The organism is Azorhizobium sp. AG788 (assembly GCF_943371865.1).
In the GTDB taxonomy this organism is placed as follows: Bacteria; Pseudomonadota; Alphaproteobacteria; order Rhizobiales; family Xanthobacteraceae; genus Azorhizobium.
In genome coordinates, this window is record NZ_CALRWL010000010.1 from 57,174 (window position 1) to 72,713 (window position 15,540).

14 protein-coding genes are annotated in these 15,540 nt (G+C 66.2%); 9 read left to right on the plus strand and 5 right to left on the minus strand.

Annotated features, from left to right (window positions below; all coding sequences use genetic code 11):
* Positions 1-78: 78 nt before the first annotated feature.
* Both AAG816_RS08390 and ccrA read right to left on the minus strand, forming a co-directional pair.
* Positions 79-1,380, minus strand: a complete 1,302-nt coding sequence (locus tag AAG816_RS08390) for a TIGR03862 family flavoprotein (RefSeq protein ID WP_341989143.1) — start codon at positions 1,378-1,380, stop codon at positions 79-81.
* 157 nt (positions 1,381-1,537) lie between these two features.
* Positions 1,538-2,839, minus strand: coding sequence for a crotonyl-CoA carboxylase/reductase (gene ccrA, locus AAG816_RS08395; RefSeq protein ID WP_341989144.1), 1,302 nt, complete (start codon positions 2,837-2,839; stop codon positions 1,538-1,540).
* Positions 2,840-3,091: 252 nt separating this feature from the next.
* Here ccrA and AAG816_RS08400 point away from each other — a divergent pair, with 252 nt between their 5' ends.
* The 7 genes from AAG816_RS08400 (at position 3,092) to AAG816_RS08430 (ending at position 10,018) form a co-directional block, all read left to right on the plus strand.
* Complete coding sequence (locus AAG816_RS08400) at positions 3,092-3,328, plus strand: GlsB/YeaQ/YmgE family stress response membrane protein (protein ID WP_341989145.1); 237 nt, start codon at positions 3,092-3,094, stop codon at positions 3,326-3,328.
* Between the two features lie 85 nt (positions 3,329-3,413).
* Complete coding sequence (locus tag AAG816_RS08405) at positions 3,414-5,414, plus strand: protein meaA (RefSeq protein ID WP_341989206.1); 2,001 nt, start codon at positions 3,414-3,416, stop codon at positions 5,412-5,414.
* A gap of 633 nt (positions 5,415-6,047) precedes the next feature.
* The gene (locus AAG816_RS08410; RefSeq protein WP_341989146.1) at positions 6,048-6,920 is read left to right on the plus strand and encodes a VOC family protein; all 873 of its coding nucleotides are present in this window, start codon (positions 6,048-6,050) and stop codon (positions 6,918-6,920) included.
* Between the two features lie 101 nt (positions 6,921-7,021).
* Complete coding sequence (locus AAG816_RS08415) at positions 7,022-7,903, plus strand: dienelactone hydrolase family protein (protein WP_341989147.1); 882 nt, start codon at positions 7,022-7,024, stop codon at positions 7,901-7,903.
* A 93-nt stretch (positions 7,904-7,996) separates the two neighbouring features.
* Positions 7,997-8,152, plus strand: coding sequence for a DUF5993 family protein (locus AAG816_RS08420; RefSeq protein ID WP_341989148.1), 156 nt, complete (start codon positions 7,997-7,999; stop codon positions 8,150-8,152).
* 10 nt (positions 8,153-8,162) lie between these two features.
* Positions 8,163-8,765, plus strand: a complete 603-nt coding sequence (locus AAG816_RS08425; RefSeq protein WP_341989149.1) for a disulfide bond formation protein B — start codon at positions 8,163-8,165, stop codon at positions 8,763-8,765.
* 308 nt (positions 8,766-9,073) lie between these two features.
* The gene (locus AAG816_RS08430; RefSeq protein ID WP_341989150.1) at positions 9,074-10,018 is read left to right on the plus strand and encodes a DMT family transporter; all 945 of its coding nucleotides are present in this window, start codon (positions 9,074-9,076) and stop codon (positions 10,016-10,018) included.
* Positions 10,019-10,107: 89 nt separating this feature from the next.
* Here AAG816_RS08430 and serA read toward each other — a convergent pair whose 3' ends face one another.
* A complete protein-coding gene (gene serA, locus AAG816_RS08435; protein ID WP_341989151.1) occupies positions 10,108-11,694 on the minus strand; it encodes a phosphoglycerate dehydrogenase in 1,587 nt (528 codons plus the stop codon).
* A 179-nt stretch (positions 11,695-11,873) separates the two neighbouring features.
* Positions 11,874-13,046, minus strand: a complete 1,173-nt coding sequence (locus AAG816_RS08440) for a phosphoserine transaminase (RefSeq protein WP_341989152.1) — start codon at positions 13,044-13,046, stop codon at positions 11,874-11,876.
* A 320-nt stretch (positions 13,047-13,366) separates the two neighbouring features.
* Between AAG816_RS08440 and AAG816_RS08445 the strand changes: the two genes are divergently transcribed.
* Positions 13,367-13,765 (plus strand): PRC-barrel domain-containing protein, encoded by a 399-nt coding sequence (locus tag AAG816_RS08445; RefSeq protein WP_341989153.1) that lies wholly within the window; start codon positions 13,367-13,369, stop codon positions 13,763-13,765.
* Between the two features lie 167 nt (positions 13,766-13,932).
* Complete coding sequence (locus tag AAG816_RS08450) at positions 13,933-14,778, plus strand: sterol desaturase family protein (RefSeq protein WP_341989154.1); 846 nt, start codon at positions 13,933-13,935, stop codon at positions 14,776-14,778.
* On the opposite strand, the gene AAG816_RS08455 is transcribed toward AAG816_RS08450, so the two are convergent.
* A complete protein-coding gene (locus AAG816_RS08455; protein WP_341989155.1) occupies positions 14,765-15,502 on the minus strand; it encodes a helix-turn-helix domain-containing protein in 738 nt (245 codons plus the stop codon). The two genes, AAG816_RS08450 and AAG816_RS08455, sit on opposite strands and share 14 nt — an antisense overlap.
* Between the last annotated feature and the right edge of the window lie 38 nt (positions 15,503-15,540).

Below are 15,540 nucleotides of genomic sequence, written 5' to 3' on the forward strand. Positions count from 1 at the left end.
ACCCGCCCGAGATTACGGTTACGGGTGGAACTATGTTCTATTCGACTACCATTACCTAAAATTTTTATTCATCATCAATCAGGAGCGAAACTCGAATGATTTTCGATCCTTTTCACCCGGATCCGCGCGCAGATACGCGATGATCCCCTCCGCTGCCGCCCGGCCGGTGGCGAGGCAGGCTTGCAGCAGATAGCCCCCGGTGGGCGCCTCCCAATCCAGCATCTCGCCGCAGGCAAACAGGCCGTCATGCCCGCGCACCCCATAGTCCGCCCCCACCTGCGACCAGGCCAGACCGCCGGCGCTGGAGATGGCCCGTTCCAGGCCGCAGACGCCGGTGACGGTCAGCGGCACGGCCTTGATGAGATGGGCCAGCGCCTCCGCAGTGTGGGGCCGCTCCCCCATGCCCTCGCGCAGCAGTCCCGCCTGCACCGGCGAAAGCCCGCCCGCCTTGCGCAGCCGCTCGGCGAACGACAATTTGGCCGGCGCTGCGGTGAGCCGTGCCGCCAGATGCGCCGCATCCAGATCCGGTCGCAAATCCATCTGGATCGACGCGGTTCCAGCTTCCGTCACAAGGTCACGGATCCGGCTTGAGAGCGCATAGACCGCTCCTCCCTCAAGGCCCTCGGCGGTGATCACGGCCTCCCCCCGCACCCGCACTCCGGCACAGGACAAGGCGATGCGCTTCACCGGCGTGCCGGCAAAGCGGGTGCGCAGGTGCTCGGACCACGCCAGCCGCACGCCCATATTGGCCGGCGCAAACGGTGCGACCTCCAATCCTTGGGCCTTGAGCAGGGCCGCCCAACCGCCATTGGCCCCGAGCCGCGGCCAGGAGGCGCCGCCCAGCGCCAGAATGGTGGCGTCCGCCACCATCTCCACCGGCCCGTCCGGCGTCTGGAAGGCAAGCGCGCCCTCGGAGGTCCAGCCGGCCCAGTGATGCCGCAGCCGCAATGTCGCCCCGCCCGCCCCCAGGCGGCGGAGCCAGGCCCGCAGCATGGGCGATGCCTTGAAACTCTGGGGAAACACCCGCCCGCTGCTGCCGGTAAACGTTGGCTCGCCCAGTTCCTGCGCGAACGCCCGCACCGCATCGGGGGGAAAGGCCCGGATGGCGGGCGCGAGATGAGCAGCCGCAGCGCCGTAGCGGGTCAGAAAGAGGTCCAGCGGCTCGCTGTGGGTGAGGTTCAATCCACCGCGCCCGGCCATGAGGAATTTGCGCGCCGGCGCCGGCATCCGGTCGAACAGGACCGGGGCGAGGCCCGCCTGCACCAGCCGGTCGGCGGCCATGAGGCCCGCGGGGCCCGCCCCGATGATCGCCACCAGGGGACGCTGCGGCACCGATGGATCGGGGGTGGACGGCGGCGATGACGAGAGGTTTGCGCTCATCCCTCCCCTGTAAGGCCGAGCGCCACTCCAGGGAAGGCATAGCGCGACCAAACCCCGTGGGGAGGCTGCGCAGGGCCTAGTAGAAGGACCAGACAGCGGCACCGAAGCGCCGCCGCGATCTCAAGCCATCGCCCGCGGCCCGGCGGGCGGAGCGGCCTCAGCCGCCCACCACTTCCAGCACGTCGTCCAGATTGCGCAGGCCGGTGCGCGGCGCATTCACCAGCACCGCCATGTTTCCGGGGGCATGCTTGTTGTTCATCATCATGGTGTGGGCCAGCGGGATCTTGTCCCATGGGAACACTTCGGACATGCAGGGATCCACTCGGCGATCGATGATGAACTGGTTGGCGCCGGACGCCTGCTTGAGATGGGCGAAATGCGAGCCCTGGATGCGCTTCTGGCGCATCCACACATAGCGGGCATCAAAGGTGATGTTGAAGCCGGTGGTGCCGGCGCAGAACACGATCATGCCGCCGCGCTTGGCCACAAGCGTCGAGACCGGGAAGGTCTGCTCGCCGGGATGCTCGAACACGATATCCACGTCGCGCTTGCCGGTGATGTCCCAGATCGCCTTGCCGAATTTGCGGGCTTCCTTCACCCACTCGGCATATTCGGGCGAATTCACCTTGGGCAACTGCCCCCAACACTTGAAGTCCTTGCGGTTGATGACGCCGCGCGCGCCAAGGCCCAGCACGTAATCGCGCTTGGTCTCGTCGGAAATCACCCCGATCACGTGGGCGCCGGAGGCGGCGGCGAGTTGCACGCCGAACACGCCGAGGCCGCCGGAGGCGCCCCACACCAGCACAAAGTCGCCCGGCTTCACGTCATGGGGCGGATGGCCGAACAGCATGCGATAGGCGGTGGCCATGGTCAGGGTGTAGCAGGCGCTCTCTTCCCAGGTGAGATGCTTGGGCCGCGGCATGAGCTGGCGGGCCTGGACCCGGCAGAACTGCGCGAAAGATCCGTCCGGCGTCTCATAGCCCCAGATGCGCTGGGACGGGGAGAACATGGGATCGCCGCCATTGCACTCTTCGTCGTCGCCATCATCCTGGTTACAATGGACCACCACCTCGTCGCCCACCTTCCAGCGGTTGACCTTGGCGCCCACGGCCCAGACGATGCCCGAGGCATCGGAACCGGCGATATGATAGGGCTGCTTGTGCACGTCGAATACCGAGATGGGTTCGCCCAGGCCCGCCCAGATGCCGTTGTAATTGACGCCTGCGGCCATCACGAGCACCAGCACGTCGGTCTCGCCCAATTCCCACGTGGGCACCACTTCCACCTGGAACGATTGCTCCGGCGGACCGTGGCGCTCGCGGCGGATGGTCCAGGCATACATCTGCTTCGGCACGTGGCCGAGCGGCGGGATCTCACCGATTTCGTAGAGATCCTTCACCGCTGCGCCAGCGGCCGGAACCGCGGACGTGGGGGAGGTGGCAGTGGCGTGCTGGCCCATGGCGACGGTCCTCTCTGCTCTGACGGACCGTTCGGTCTCGTTGTACTCAGGGTGTTTCGCGTTGCAGCGTAGCAGAGAAATTTCGCCTGACGAGACCTCTTTAGACGCATTTCCACCCCGCCTTCGGCCTGATAACGGCGGTGCAGAGGTCCGGCATGCCACGATGCGGCGTTGCAACGCCGCCGAGCCACTTCCAGTGGAGCACCTGGCGCGGCACACTGCACGGCGCGAACCTAAGGGAGACTTTCGGGCATGGGTGGATTGATCGGAATGCTCATCGTCGGCGCCATCGCCGGCTTTCTCGCGGGTCAGTTGTTCCGGGGCAAGGGCTTCGGCCTTCTCGGCAACATTGCTGTTGGCATTGTCGGCGCTCTGGTGGGTGGTTTTCTGTTCGGCAATGTCTTCATCGTCGGAGGATTGGTCGGCCAGATCATCTGCGCCACCGTTGGCGCGGTGATTCTATTGTTTGTCATCTCGCTGGTGACCTGACACCGCCGGACAAGACCACCTGAGACGCAAGTTTGGCATCGACGACGCGCGCGTTGCAGCGCAAAATGATGCCACTGAAGAGGTGCTGAAACGCACGCGAGGGGGAAAACGCATGGCGAGCCGTGATAAACCGTGGCTGTTCCGGACCTATGCTGGCCATTCCACCGCCACGGAATCCAACAAGCTCTACCGCTCCAACCTCGCCAAGGGCCAGACCGGCCTGTCGGTCGCCTTCGACCTGCCCACCCAGACCGGCTATGACAGCGACCACCCCCTCGCCCGCGGCGAAGTGGGCAAGGTGGGCGTGCCGATCTCGCATCTGGGCGACATGCGGGCGCTGTTCGCGGACATTCCGCTCGCCGACATGAACACCTCCATGACCATCAACGCCTGCGCCCCGTGGCTGCTGGCCTTGTACATTGCGGTGGCGGACGAGCAGGGCGCCGATCGCACCCGCCTCCAGGGCACCACCCAGAACGACATCATCAAGGAATATCTGTCGCGGGGCACCTATGTGTTCCCCCCCGCCCCGTCCATGCGGCTGACCAAGGACGTGATCGTCTTCACCACCCAGCATCTGCCGCGCTGGAACCCGATGAATGTGTGCTCCTACCATCTGCAGGAAGCCGGGGCGACGCCGGTGCAGGAACTGGCGTTCGCGCTGGCCAACGCCGTGGCCATTCTCGACACGGTGAAGAAGTCCGGCGAAGCCGAGGGCGAGACCTTCGGCGAGGTGGTGGGGCGCATCTCCTTCTTCGTGAATGCCGGCATGCGGTTCATCACCGAGATGTGCAAGATGCGGGCGTTCGTGGATCTGTGGGATGAAATCTGCGTCGAGCGCTACGGCATCACCGATCCCAAGCAGAAATTGTTCCGCTATGGCGTGCAGGTGAACTCCCTGGGGCTCACCGAGCAGCAGCCCGAAAACAACGTCTATCGCATCCTGTTGGAGATGCTGGCCGTCACCTTGTCCAAGAAGGCCCGCGCCCGCGCCGTGCAACTGCCGGCCTGGAACGAGGCCCTGGGCCTGCCGCGCTCGTTCGACCAGCAATGGTCGCTGCGCATGCAGCAGGTGGTGGCCTATGAGACCGACCTGCTGGATTACGGCGACATCTTCGACGGCTCCACCGAGATCGCCCGCAAGGTGGAAGAGTTGAAGGAAGAGGCCCGCGCCGAACTGGCGCGCATCGATGCCATGGGCGGCGCGGTGGCGGCCATCGAAAACAGCTACATGAAGCAGCAACTGGTGGAGTCCAACACCCGACGCCTGGAGGCCATCGAACGCGGCGAGCAGGTGGTGGTGGGCGTCAACCGCTGGACCGACACCGAGCCGTCGCCGCTGACCACCGGCGAAGGCTCCATCCTCACCGTGCCCGAGCATGTGGAGCCGGACCAGATCGCGCGCCTGAAAGCCTGGCGCGAGAGCCGCGACCCGGTCGCTGCCGCTGCCGCGCTGGAAGCCCTGAAGCGGGCCGCGCGGGAGAACACCAACATCATGGAGCCCTCCATCCTGTGCGCAAAGGCCGGCATCACCACCGGCGAATGGGGCACGGCGCTGCGGGAGATCTTCGGCGAATATCGCGCGCCCACCGGGGTCGGTCGCGCCGCGCGGGTAGATACCAAGGGCCTGGACGAGGTGCGCGCCGGGGTGGATGCGGTGTCGCTGAAACTGGGCCGGCGGCTGAAATTCCTGGTGGGCAAGCCCGGCCTCGACGGCCATTCCAACGGCGCCGAGCAGATCGCCGTGCGCGCCCGCGATGCGGGCATGGAAGTGGTCTATGAGGGCATCCGCCTGACCCCGGCGGAAATCGTCAATGCGGCGCTGGAAGAGGGCGTCCATGTGGTGGGCCTGTCCATCCTGTCCGGCTCCCACGTGCCTTTGGTGCGCGAGGTGATGGAGCGCATGCGGGCCGAGGGGCTGGACGACATTCCGGTGGTGGTGGGCGGCATCATCCCGCCGGAGGACGAGGTGCAGTTGCAGGCGTTCGGAGTTGCGGCGGTCTATACGCCGAAGAATTTCGAGCTGAACCGCATCATGGCCGACATCGTCGCCATCGTGGACCGCGAGGCCCAGCGCGCCGCCTGAGCGCGGGCTCTCGGGGGGGGCGACGCCCTGCTCTCCCGACCGTGACCTAAGATGCCGCCTTCCCGGCGCCGATAACGCACGCGCGCCATCGGCGGTTGCGGGCGCGCCGTCGGCGGAACGAAGCAGGCACGGGGCGGATCCGCTGATTCGGACCGGCTTTGTCCCCGGCCTGTTCCTCTGCACCTGCCGCCGGTCCCGTTTCGGGACAGAGGCCCGCCTCCGCGTAATCCATCCCGTGGCACGTCGGGAACAAACCGTGCCCCTCCGCCCCAAGCCGATTCGGGCTGGGTTTGATCTCAGCCCGTTCCTGCGGTGGCCCTCCGCTATCCCGTTTCGGCACAGCCCTCCGCGGCCAAGCGGGGGCGGAACGAACCGCGCACATCCGGCCCGCGCCGATTCGAGCCACCTTTGATCTCGCCCCGTTCCACTGGTGCGCGCCCGAGCGTCCCGCTTCGAGACGCCCCCTTCGCACCTTCGATGCCAGTGGCGGGTCGGCCAGGATCAAGTTCTCGGCGTCGCCCCTGCATCGCGCCGTTTGCACGGCTGCAATGGCGCCGTGCCACCCACGTCCTTATCTCTATGAAAATGCACGGAACCGGCCCACGCCCGTGGGCCTTTGAGGACAACACGATCATGACTGCCGCCGCCGCCATCGAGACCCACCCTGCCCTGTCCGCCCACCTGTCGCTTGGCCCGGTGAGCCTGCGCACCCGCGATCCCGAACGTCTCGCGCATTTCTATGAGCAAGCCGTGGGCCTCTCGCGCCTTGGATCCACGACGGAGGACATCACCTTGGGAGCAGGCGACGCGCCGCTGGTGATCCTGCTGCGCGATCCCGCCGCCGTTCCGTTGGCGCGTCCCGCGCCGGGGCTGTTCCACCTCGCCGTGCGCGTGCCGGATCGCAAGGCGCTGGCCGCCCGCATCCATGCCTTGCGGGCGCTGGGGGTGCCGTTCGGCGCCTCCGATCATCTGGTGAGCGAAGCGCTCTATGTGGACGATCCCGACGGCAATGGGGTCGAGATCTATCGCGACCGCGCGCCGGCGGAATGGCCGCGCGATAGCGCCGGCGGCATCGCCATGGCCACCTTGCGGCTGGACGTGGCCGCCGTTGCGGCAGAAATCCCGCTTCCCGACACCATCCATGCCGCCCCTGCCGGCACGGACATGGGCCATGTGCATCTGAAGGTCTCAGACCTCGGCGACGCCCACCGTTTCTGGCACGACACCGTCGGCTTCGACATCATGGCCCGCTACCCTGGCGCCCTGTTCGTGGCGGCGGGGGGCTATCACCACCATCTTGGGCTGAATGTGTGGCAGTCCGCCCACGCAGCCCCGCCGCCGGCCGCATCCAGCGGTCTGGCACAGTTCGAAATCCGGTTGCCGCCTGACGAGATCCCGGCCCTGGCGGCGCGGGTGGCAGCGGCGGGATATCCGGTGGAACAGCGCGGATCCGCGATCGTCCTCACCGACCCCAGCGGCAACACTGCGCATGTGGTCGCCGCCTGACCGCCCTGCAAAAACGGACGGCGACTGTCTCAGGGTCATGCCACCCTCCATGTTAGGTTCGCGGCGGTGAAGCCTGGAGCCACGGAAGCCTGGAGCTAAGCATGGACAAGCGGCAGCGTGGCGGCACGGCGTTTCTTCTCCGTATCCTGTGTCTCACGGCCCTGGTCCTGTTCACCGACATGCCGGCGGCGCGGGCGCAGGAGAAAGTCATCGTGACCTCCGGCGACGGGACGGCGCTGGGCGCCTATCTGTTCCGCCCCTCCGGCTCCGGCCCGTCCCCGGCCCTGGTCTTCGCCCATGGCTGCGGCGGACTATTGAGCCAGGCAGGGCGGATCAATGCCCGCGAGACCGCATGGGCGCGGACCCTCACATCCGCCGGCTATGTGGTGCTGATGGTGGACAGCTTCACCACGCGCGGCATCCGCAACATGTGTGCGCCCGCCACGTTCCAAGGGGATGTTTACCGCGCGCGGCCCCAGGACCTTTATGGCGCACTGGCCTATCTTCAGGCACAGTCATTCGTGCTGCCGACCAAGGTGGGTGTCATGGGCTGGTCGCTGGGCGGCGGCGCGGTGCTGAACGCTCTTCGCACCGACAGTTCGGGCCGCCCGCCCGGACTGTCCCCGGACCATGATTTCCGCGCGGCGGTCGCCTTCTATCCGGCCTCGTGCAAACCCGAGCGCCAGCGCGGCGGGTGGACATCCCGCGTCCCATTGCTGGTGCTCCTGGGTACGGGCGATGTTTGGACACCGCTGGACCCGTGCCGCACCCTGCTGGAGCGTTCGGCGGCAAACGGCAGCCCGGTCCAGCTGAAGATCTATCCGGGCGCCTATCACGATTTCGATTGGCCGAACCTGCCCTATCGGGAACGGCCCGAGTACCGGACAGCCGCCGGCGTCGTGCCGGTGACGGGCACCGATCCGGGCGCCCGCGCCGATGCCCTGTCCCGGGTCCCCGACTTCCTGGCCACCTACCTGAAATAACCCCCGTTTTCGCTTCCGCGGCGGGGAGGCGCGCTCTAGGGTCACGCAAAGTGCAAGGTCGGCCACCATGGCCAGACCGCGGGGGGCCGCACCATGATGAGCATTCCGTTCTTCGGCTTATTGGCGGCGTTCGCCTGCGTGTTCGCGGGCCGGCGCAGGGCCGCCCTGGCATTGTGGGCATTGTCCATGGTCTGCCTGATGGTGCTGTTTAAGCTGCACGCCACCGATCCCCTCAACATCGTCCTGTGAGGGCAAAGCCATGAATGCCGCCACCGCCCGCATCCTCAATGCGCTTGGCCTGCTTGGCCTCTGCATGGTTCTGATCGTCGCCTTCGTCGACCAGATCGTGCTCGGCGACCTGCCTTGCCCCCTGTGTATCCTCCAGCGCGTCGGCTTCGTGGGCGCCACATTCGGTCTGGCGCTGAATGTGAAATTCGGCCCCCGTCCCAGCCATTATGCGGTGGTCATCCTCTCGGCCTTCTTCGGCGCCCTGGTCTCCACCCGCCAGACCCTGCTGCATATCGCGCCGGGGACCGGCACCTATGGCGATGCCATCATGGGATTGCATTTCTATACGTGGGCGCTGGTGGTCTATGTGGCGATCATCCTGGGCTGCGCGATCATGCTGCTGTTCGACCGCCAGTTCTTCGGACTTGCAGAACCCGCACACGGCCAGTCGCAATCCCAGGGCGGACTGTCGCGATCGGGGGCGGCCACCTTCGGCCTTGCCATGGTGGCGCTCGCCGCGCTCCTGGCGCTCGGCAATGGGGTCTCGACGGTGCTGGAATGCGCCGCTGGCCTCTGCCCCGACAATCCGGTGGCTTACCAGTTGCTGCCGGGCCTGCAACTGCCGCAGCACTGATAGCCCGCCCGCCCCACGATTGATCACCAGGATCGATGAAAGCCCTGCGGACTTTGCATTTCTCCCCGGACGCCGCAGCCGCTACAGGTGAGGGAAGCAGGGGCCCATCGCATCGTCCCGGCCGCCGTGGCGGCTGACACGATCGGCCGTTGCTTCCCGTCGCCCAAGTTGGCGTCTCTGCGTGTTGACGTCGCCTTGGCCGCTCTGGGCATCCGGCGCCAGCGCAAGTCAAGCGGCGCGGACATGAGCACTCCCCCCTCATCGTCCAGCCAACGCGACGCCCCGCCCAAGGGGCGCATGGAGGACGCATGCCCACGCCAACACTCGTCAGCCGCGGCGTCGCTCGCCTGAGCAACGCGCCTTATGTGCTGCTGACCCTGACCGCTCTGCTATGGGCCATCAATATCGTGGTGGGCCGCTACATGGTGGGGGCCATGCCGCCCATCACCACCGCCTGCATTCGCTGGTTTATGGCCGCCCTTATTGCCCTGCCGTTCGCATGGCCGCAATTGCGCGCCGAGGCGCCGCTGATCCGGCGCCATTTCTGGCAGTTGGTGCTGCTCTCCGCCTGCGGTATCGCCTGCTACAACGCCATGAGCTATTACGGCCTGCAATATACCCAGGCCATCAACGCCCTGCTGGTGCAGTCCATGGGGCCGCTCCTGGTGGGGGTGTGGAGCCTGGTCCTGTTCCGCGATCGCCTGTCCGGCGGACAGGTCACGGGCATCCTCATTTCGCTGGCCGGGGTGCTGGTGATCGTCGGCCGCGGCGACCCCAATACGCTGCTGCACCTGACGCTGAACGTGGGTGACATGTGGATCCTGGGGGCGCTGGTCATCTATGCCTTCTACACCGCCATCCTGCGGGTGCGCCCGCCGCTGGGGCCATTGTCCTTCCTCACCAGCATCATGTTCATCGGCGGCCTCCTGCTGACCCCCCTCATGATTTTGGAACTGGCCGGCGGCGCGCAACTGCACTTCAATCGCTTCACCTTCACGGTGCTGGCCTATGTGAGCACGGCGCCGTCGCTGCTGGCCTATCTCGCCTTTAACCGTGGCGTGCAACTGGTGGGTGCCAACCGCGCCGCGCCATTCTTTCACCTGATGCCCGTGTTCGGCTCGGCGCTGGCGATCCTGTTCCTGGGCGAGCGGTTCGAGTGGTTCCACGGCGCCGGCTACGCATTGGTGCTGGCGGGCATCCTGACGGCCACCCGCGCCCGCCCGGCGGTGGCGGAGCCGGCCGACGGGCTCTGATTGCGCCGCATATATCCGCCGGCGCGGGCATGGTCCCGGAACGACAAAGGCCGCCCGGAGGCGGCCTTTGGATGCAGACCGGCGGGGAATCAGAACGCCAGCGGCTTGGCCTGCTTGACCTGCGGCAGCGCCGCCACCTTGTCGAGCACGTCGGCCGGCACCGCGCCGTCCACTTCCACCAAGGCGATGGCATCGCCGCCCTGGCGGTCGCGCCCCAGCGCGAAGGTGGCGATGTTCAGGCCGGCATCGCCCAGCAGGCTGGCGAACTTGCCGATGAAGCCGGGCTTGTCCTCATTGGTCACATAGAGCATGGAGGGCGCAAATTCCGCGTCCACCTTGATGCCCTTGATGTCCACGATGCGCGGGCGGCCATCGGCGAACACCGTGCCGGAGATCGACCGGGCGTAGCTCTCGGTTTCCACGGTCAATGTGATGAGGCTGTCGTAATCGCCTTCGGCGGCGCGGGTGGTCTCTTCCACCACGATGCCCCGCTCCTTGGCGATGGAGGGCGCGGAGACGACGTTGATGTCCGCCAGCGCCGGCCGCAGCAGACCCGCCACCGCGGCGCTGGTCAGCGCCTTCACCTTCAGATCCGCCACCGCGCCTTCATAGACGATGCGCACGGTCTTGATGTCGGTGTCGGTGAGCTGCCCGGCGAACGAGCCCAGCTTCTCCGCCAGTTCGATGAACGGCTTCAGCTTGGGGGCCTCTTCCGCGGTGATGGAGGGGAAGTTCACCGCATTGGAGATGGCGCCGGAGAGCAGATAGTCGCTCATCTGCTCGGCCACCTGGAGGGCGACATTCTCCTGCGCTTCGGTGGTGGCGGCGCCCAGATGCGGGGTGCACACCACATTGGGATGTCCGAACAGCGGATTGGTCTCCGCCGGCTCGACCGTGAACACGTCGAACGCCGCCCCGGCCACCTGGCCGCTGTCGAGCGCGGCGCGCAGCGCCACCTCGTCCACCAGACCGCCGCGGGCGCAATTGATGACGCGTACGCCCTTCTTGGTCTTGGCGAGATTTTCCGCCGAGAGGATGTTCTTGGTCTTCTCAGTGAGCGGGGTGTGCAACGTGATGACGTCGGCGCGGGCCAGCAGGTCGTCCAGTTCCACCTTCTCCACGCCCAGATCCTTGGCGCGCTCGGCGGAGAGGAAGGGATCGAACGCGATCACCTTCATCTTCAGGCCGATGCCGCGCTCGGCGACGATGGAGCCGATATTGCCGCAGCCGATGATGCCCAGAGTCTTGGCGGTCAGCTCCACCCCCATGAAGCGGTTCTTCTCCCACTTGCCGGCCTGGGTGGAGGCGTCCGCCGCGGGGATCTCGCGGGCCAGCGCGAACATCATGGCGATGGCGTGCTCGGCGGTGGTGATGGAATTGCCGAACGGCGTGTTCATCACGATCACGCCCTTTGCGGTGGCGGCCGGGATGTCCACATTGTCGACGCCGATGCCGGCGCGGCCGATCACCTTCAGGCGGGTGGCCTTTTCCAGGATCTTCGGGGTCACCTTGGTGGCCGAGCGGATGGCAAGGCCGTCATAGGCGCCGATGATCTCGGCCAATTTGTCCTTGTCCTTGCCGAGGTCGGGCTGGAAATCCACCTCGATGCCGCGATCCTTGAAGATCTGGACGGCGGCAGCGGACAGCTTGTCGGATATGAGAACGCGAGGGGCCATGGTGTGGGCTCCGGAATATGAGTGCCATGGGCGCTCACGCACCCGGCGCGTCGCTCCCACAATAGTCCGGGAGGCGCGACGACAGGGCGCAAGCGCAGCGATGTGGTGCATCTGGAGTGGCCGGGTGAACCCGGCCACAGAAGCGGACCGCTCAGGCGTGACGCGTCACGCCGGCCGCCTTAGCCCTGGGGCAACGAGCCCTTGGCGACATTGAACGCCCAATCCAGCCAATGGGTCAGGGCTTCCACGTCGGTGGTCTGGACGGTGGCGCCGCACCAGATGCGCAGGCCAGGAGGGGCGTCGCGATAGGCGCCGATGTCGTAGGCGATGTCGCCCTTTTCCAGGCCGGAGGTGATGGCCTTGGCGAAGGCCGCCTGGGCTTCCGGCGCCAGCGAGGTCACCGCCGGGTCCACCACCTTCAGGCAGACCGAGGTGTTGGAGCGGGTGACGGGATCCACCGCCAGGAAGTCCACCCAGGGGGTGCGATGCACCCACTGCGCGATGGCCTCGAAGTTGCGGTTCGCCCGCTCCTTCAGGCCCGGCAGGGCGCCCACGGACTTGGCCCAATGGAGCGCGTCCAGATAGTCTTCCACGCACAGCATGGAGGGAGTGTTGATGGTCTCGCCCTCGAAGATGCCTTCGATGAGCTTGCCGCCCTTGGTCATGCGGAAGATCTTCGGCATGGGCCACGCCGGCTTGTAGCTCTCCAGCCGCTCCACCGCGCGGGGGGAGAGGATCAGCATGCCGTGGGCGGCTTCACCGCCCAGCACCTTCTGCCACGAGAAGGTGACCACATCGAGCTTGGCGAAATCCAGCGGCTGGGCAAACGCCGCCGAGGTGGCGTCGCAGATGGTCAGGCCTTCGCGGTCGGCCGGGATCCAGTCCGCATCGGGGACCATGACGCCGGAGGTGGTGCCGTTCCAGGTGAACACCACGTCATGGCTGAAATCCACCGCCTTGAGATCCGGCAGTTCGCCATAGGGGGCGGTCATGATGCGCGCGTCAGCCAGCTTGAGCTGCTTGGCGACGTCGGTGACCCAGCCCTCGCCAAAGCTCTCCCAGGCCAGCATGTCCACCGGACGGGCGCCCAGCAGGGACCACAGCGCCATTTCCACGGCACCGGTGTCGGAGGCCGGGACGATACCGATGCGGTAATTGTCCGGCACTTCGAGAATTTCGCGGGTGAGGTCGATGGCCAGCTTCAGCTTGGCCTTGCCGACCTTGGCACGGTGCGAGCGGCCCAGCGGCGCATCGCGCAGGCCGTCCAGCGTCCAGCCGGGACGCTTGGCACAGGGGCCCGAGGAAAAGTTCGGGTTCGCCGGCTTGTGGGCCGGGGCGTCATTCATCGTCATGTGGTCCATCCTCGCAGATGGGCGCTCCTCGTTGGGGAGGAGTGTCCCACTGATGGGTCTAGATCCGGGCACGGGCAAAAGCAAGGCGCGTCGCAGGCGCGCGGGGAGAGCCGCGCCGGCGACCGAGAGAGTCAAATAGAAAAAGCCCTACAGCCAAGCTTTCAGCCACAAGGTCAAGTTTCAGCTCAACCCCCACGTCCTCATCTGAAATGAACGATGAAAAAAATTCGCAATTCTCGCCAACCAAACAGGCATATGAGGAACTTTTCATCGCCTGGATCATTGTTAGGGCATTCGTTTCATATGAGGAGCTTATATCAATGCGTCGCACCCTTATCGCTCTCGCTGCCACTGCCGCGCTCGTGATGCCGGTTGTTCCGGCCCTGGCGCAGAGCACCGTCGCGACCGAGACCTTCGTGCGTGCCAATCAGACTGATGTGCTCAGCTATAATCTCATCGGCCTCAATGTGATGAACGGCCAGAAGGAGACCGTGGGCGAGATCAAGGATCTGATCCTGGCTCAGGGTCAGCTGTCCGGCTACATCCTGTCGGTGGGCGGCTTTCTCGGCATGGGCGAGCGCTACGTGATCGTGCGCCCCTCCTCCGTGAAGATCACCTACAACGAGACCGACAAGAAGTGGACGGCCATGATGGACGCCACCAAGGAGCAGCTGAAGGGCGCGCCCGAGTTCAAGTACGACGGCCGCTGGAAGCGCTGATCGCTTGATCTGAGGCGGATCACGGAAAGGGCTCCCGCACGGGGGCCCTTTTTCGTCCGGCGATGCCGATGGCGCGCCCCGGAAAGCCCCGCGACAGGCGCTTGATTGTGAGAGGTCGGGGCTTCTGCTAGGTCTGCCCACACCTCTCAACCGGCGGGACGCGCGACATGGGCATATTGGGACCCTCGGACCCGGCCGCAGGTTGGTCCGGCCTCGCGCTGGACTTCCTCGCCCTCTTCGGCTGCGTGGTTGCCGCCATCGTGGTGGTTCTGGTGGTAGTGGGTGTGTTCTTTGAGGTGATGAATGCGCGCCACCCGGAGCGCCGCATCCAGAAGACCCGCGTTAACAAACGCAAATGGCAGGAATTGGCGCACGCGCCGGGATCCATCGCCATCATCGCCTTCTGCTTTGCCGGCGGCCTGTTTGCCCAGGCGCAGGGCTGGACCATCTCGCCTTTGCCGCTGACCTGGTGGTCGGGTCCGCTGATGCTGGGCATTTCGGTGGTGCTCTACGACGCGTGGTTCTATTGGATCCACCGCCTGCTGCACTGGAAGCCGGCTTATCGCTTCCACGCCCTGCACCACAAAAGCGTCGCCCCCACCGTGTGGACTAACCACCACGAGACGCTGATGGAAGGCTTTCTCAACCAGAGCTTCTATCTGCTGCTGCCGTTCATCCTGCCGATCCCCTGGCAGATGCTGCTGGTGCAGAAGCTCTATGATCAGGTCAGTGGCATGCTCGGCCATGCGGGCTTCGAGCATTTCGCCTCGCCGGCCGGGCGGGCGCCGTTCCCGTTCGCCTCGACGGTGTTTCACGACCAGCACCACGGCCATTTCAAATACAATTACGGCCACACCTTCTCGTGGTGGGACCGGCTGATGGGCACCCTCCACCCGCGCTATGACGCGACGCTGGCCAGCTTCGAGCCGGGCGAGATGGCGCAAGCCGCCGGCACGCCCGCCCCCGGAGAGGGAGAGCGTGCCAGCCGCCCGCGAATAGTCAAAGGCCCCTGACGGAGGACAGGCCCTTTGGGGCGGGCTCCCCCATCGGCTTGTAGATGGATTCCACCGTTCGTTCCCCTCGGGCGATCTCCTGGAGCGCCCGGCGATCGGTGATGATCATCTGCGGCGCCTTGCCGAATGCCACCAGGCCGTCGCGCTTGAACCGGCTCAGGCAGCGGCTCACGGTCTCAAGGGTCAGGCCGAGCCAATCGGCCAGATCACTCCGGCTGAGATGAAGCGGGAAACCCAGGCTCGCCTCTTGCGTTGCGTTGGGCGCGAACTGCTTGCTCAGATCCAGCAAGGCTGCCGCAACCCGCTCGGACGCCCCCTGCTTGCCGATCCGCGTCAGATGACCGAACGCCCGGCTGAGCATGAGGTCCTGATTGTCCGCGGCCAGGATCTTGAGCGCGAGCGGGGCGTCGTCGATCCGCTCGAGACGGGTCGGCGCCAGTGTCATGGCTTCGCACCGCAGGCGTTCGAGGATCGCCCGGTCGACGATCCGGCCCGGCCCGAGGATATCGAGGATCTGCCGCCGCGCGCGATCCAGCTGGTGATAGAGGGCCAGGCAGCCTTCGCTGACGCGGTAGAGCTGCCCGTCCTGGAGGGCATCTGCGGGGAGGTTGGTATAGGCCTCGAAATGCTCCGACAGCGGGCATGCCGCGCGTCCGAGCGAGAGGAACGGCAGATCAAAGCCAGTGGCCGGCCTGGCGCCGCCAAGTGCTGGGCTAATCAACATATTGAAGTTCCGACATTTTCCCGGCGAACCTGCAAGCG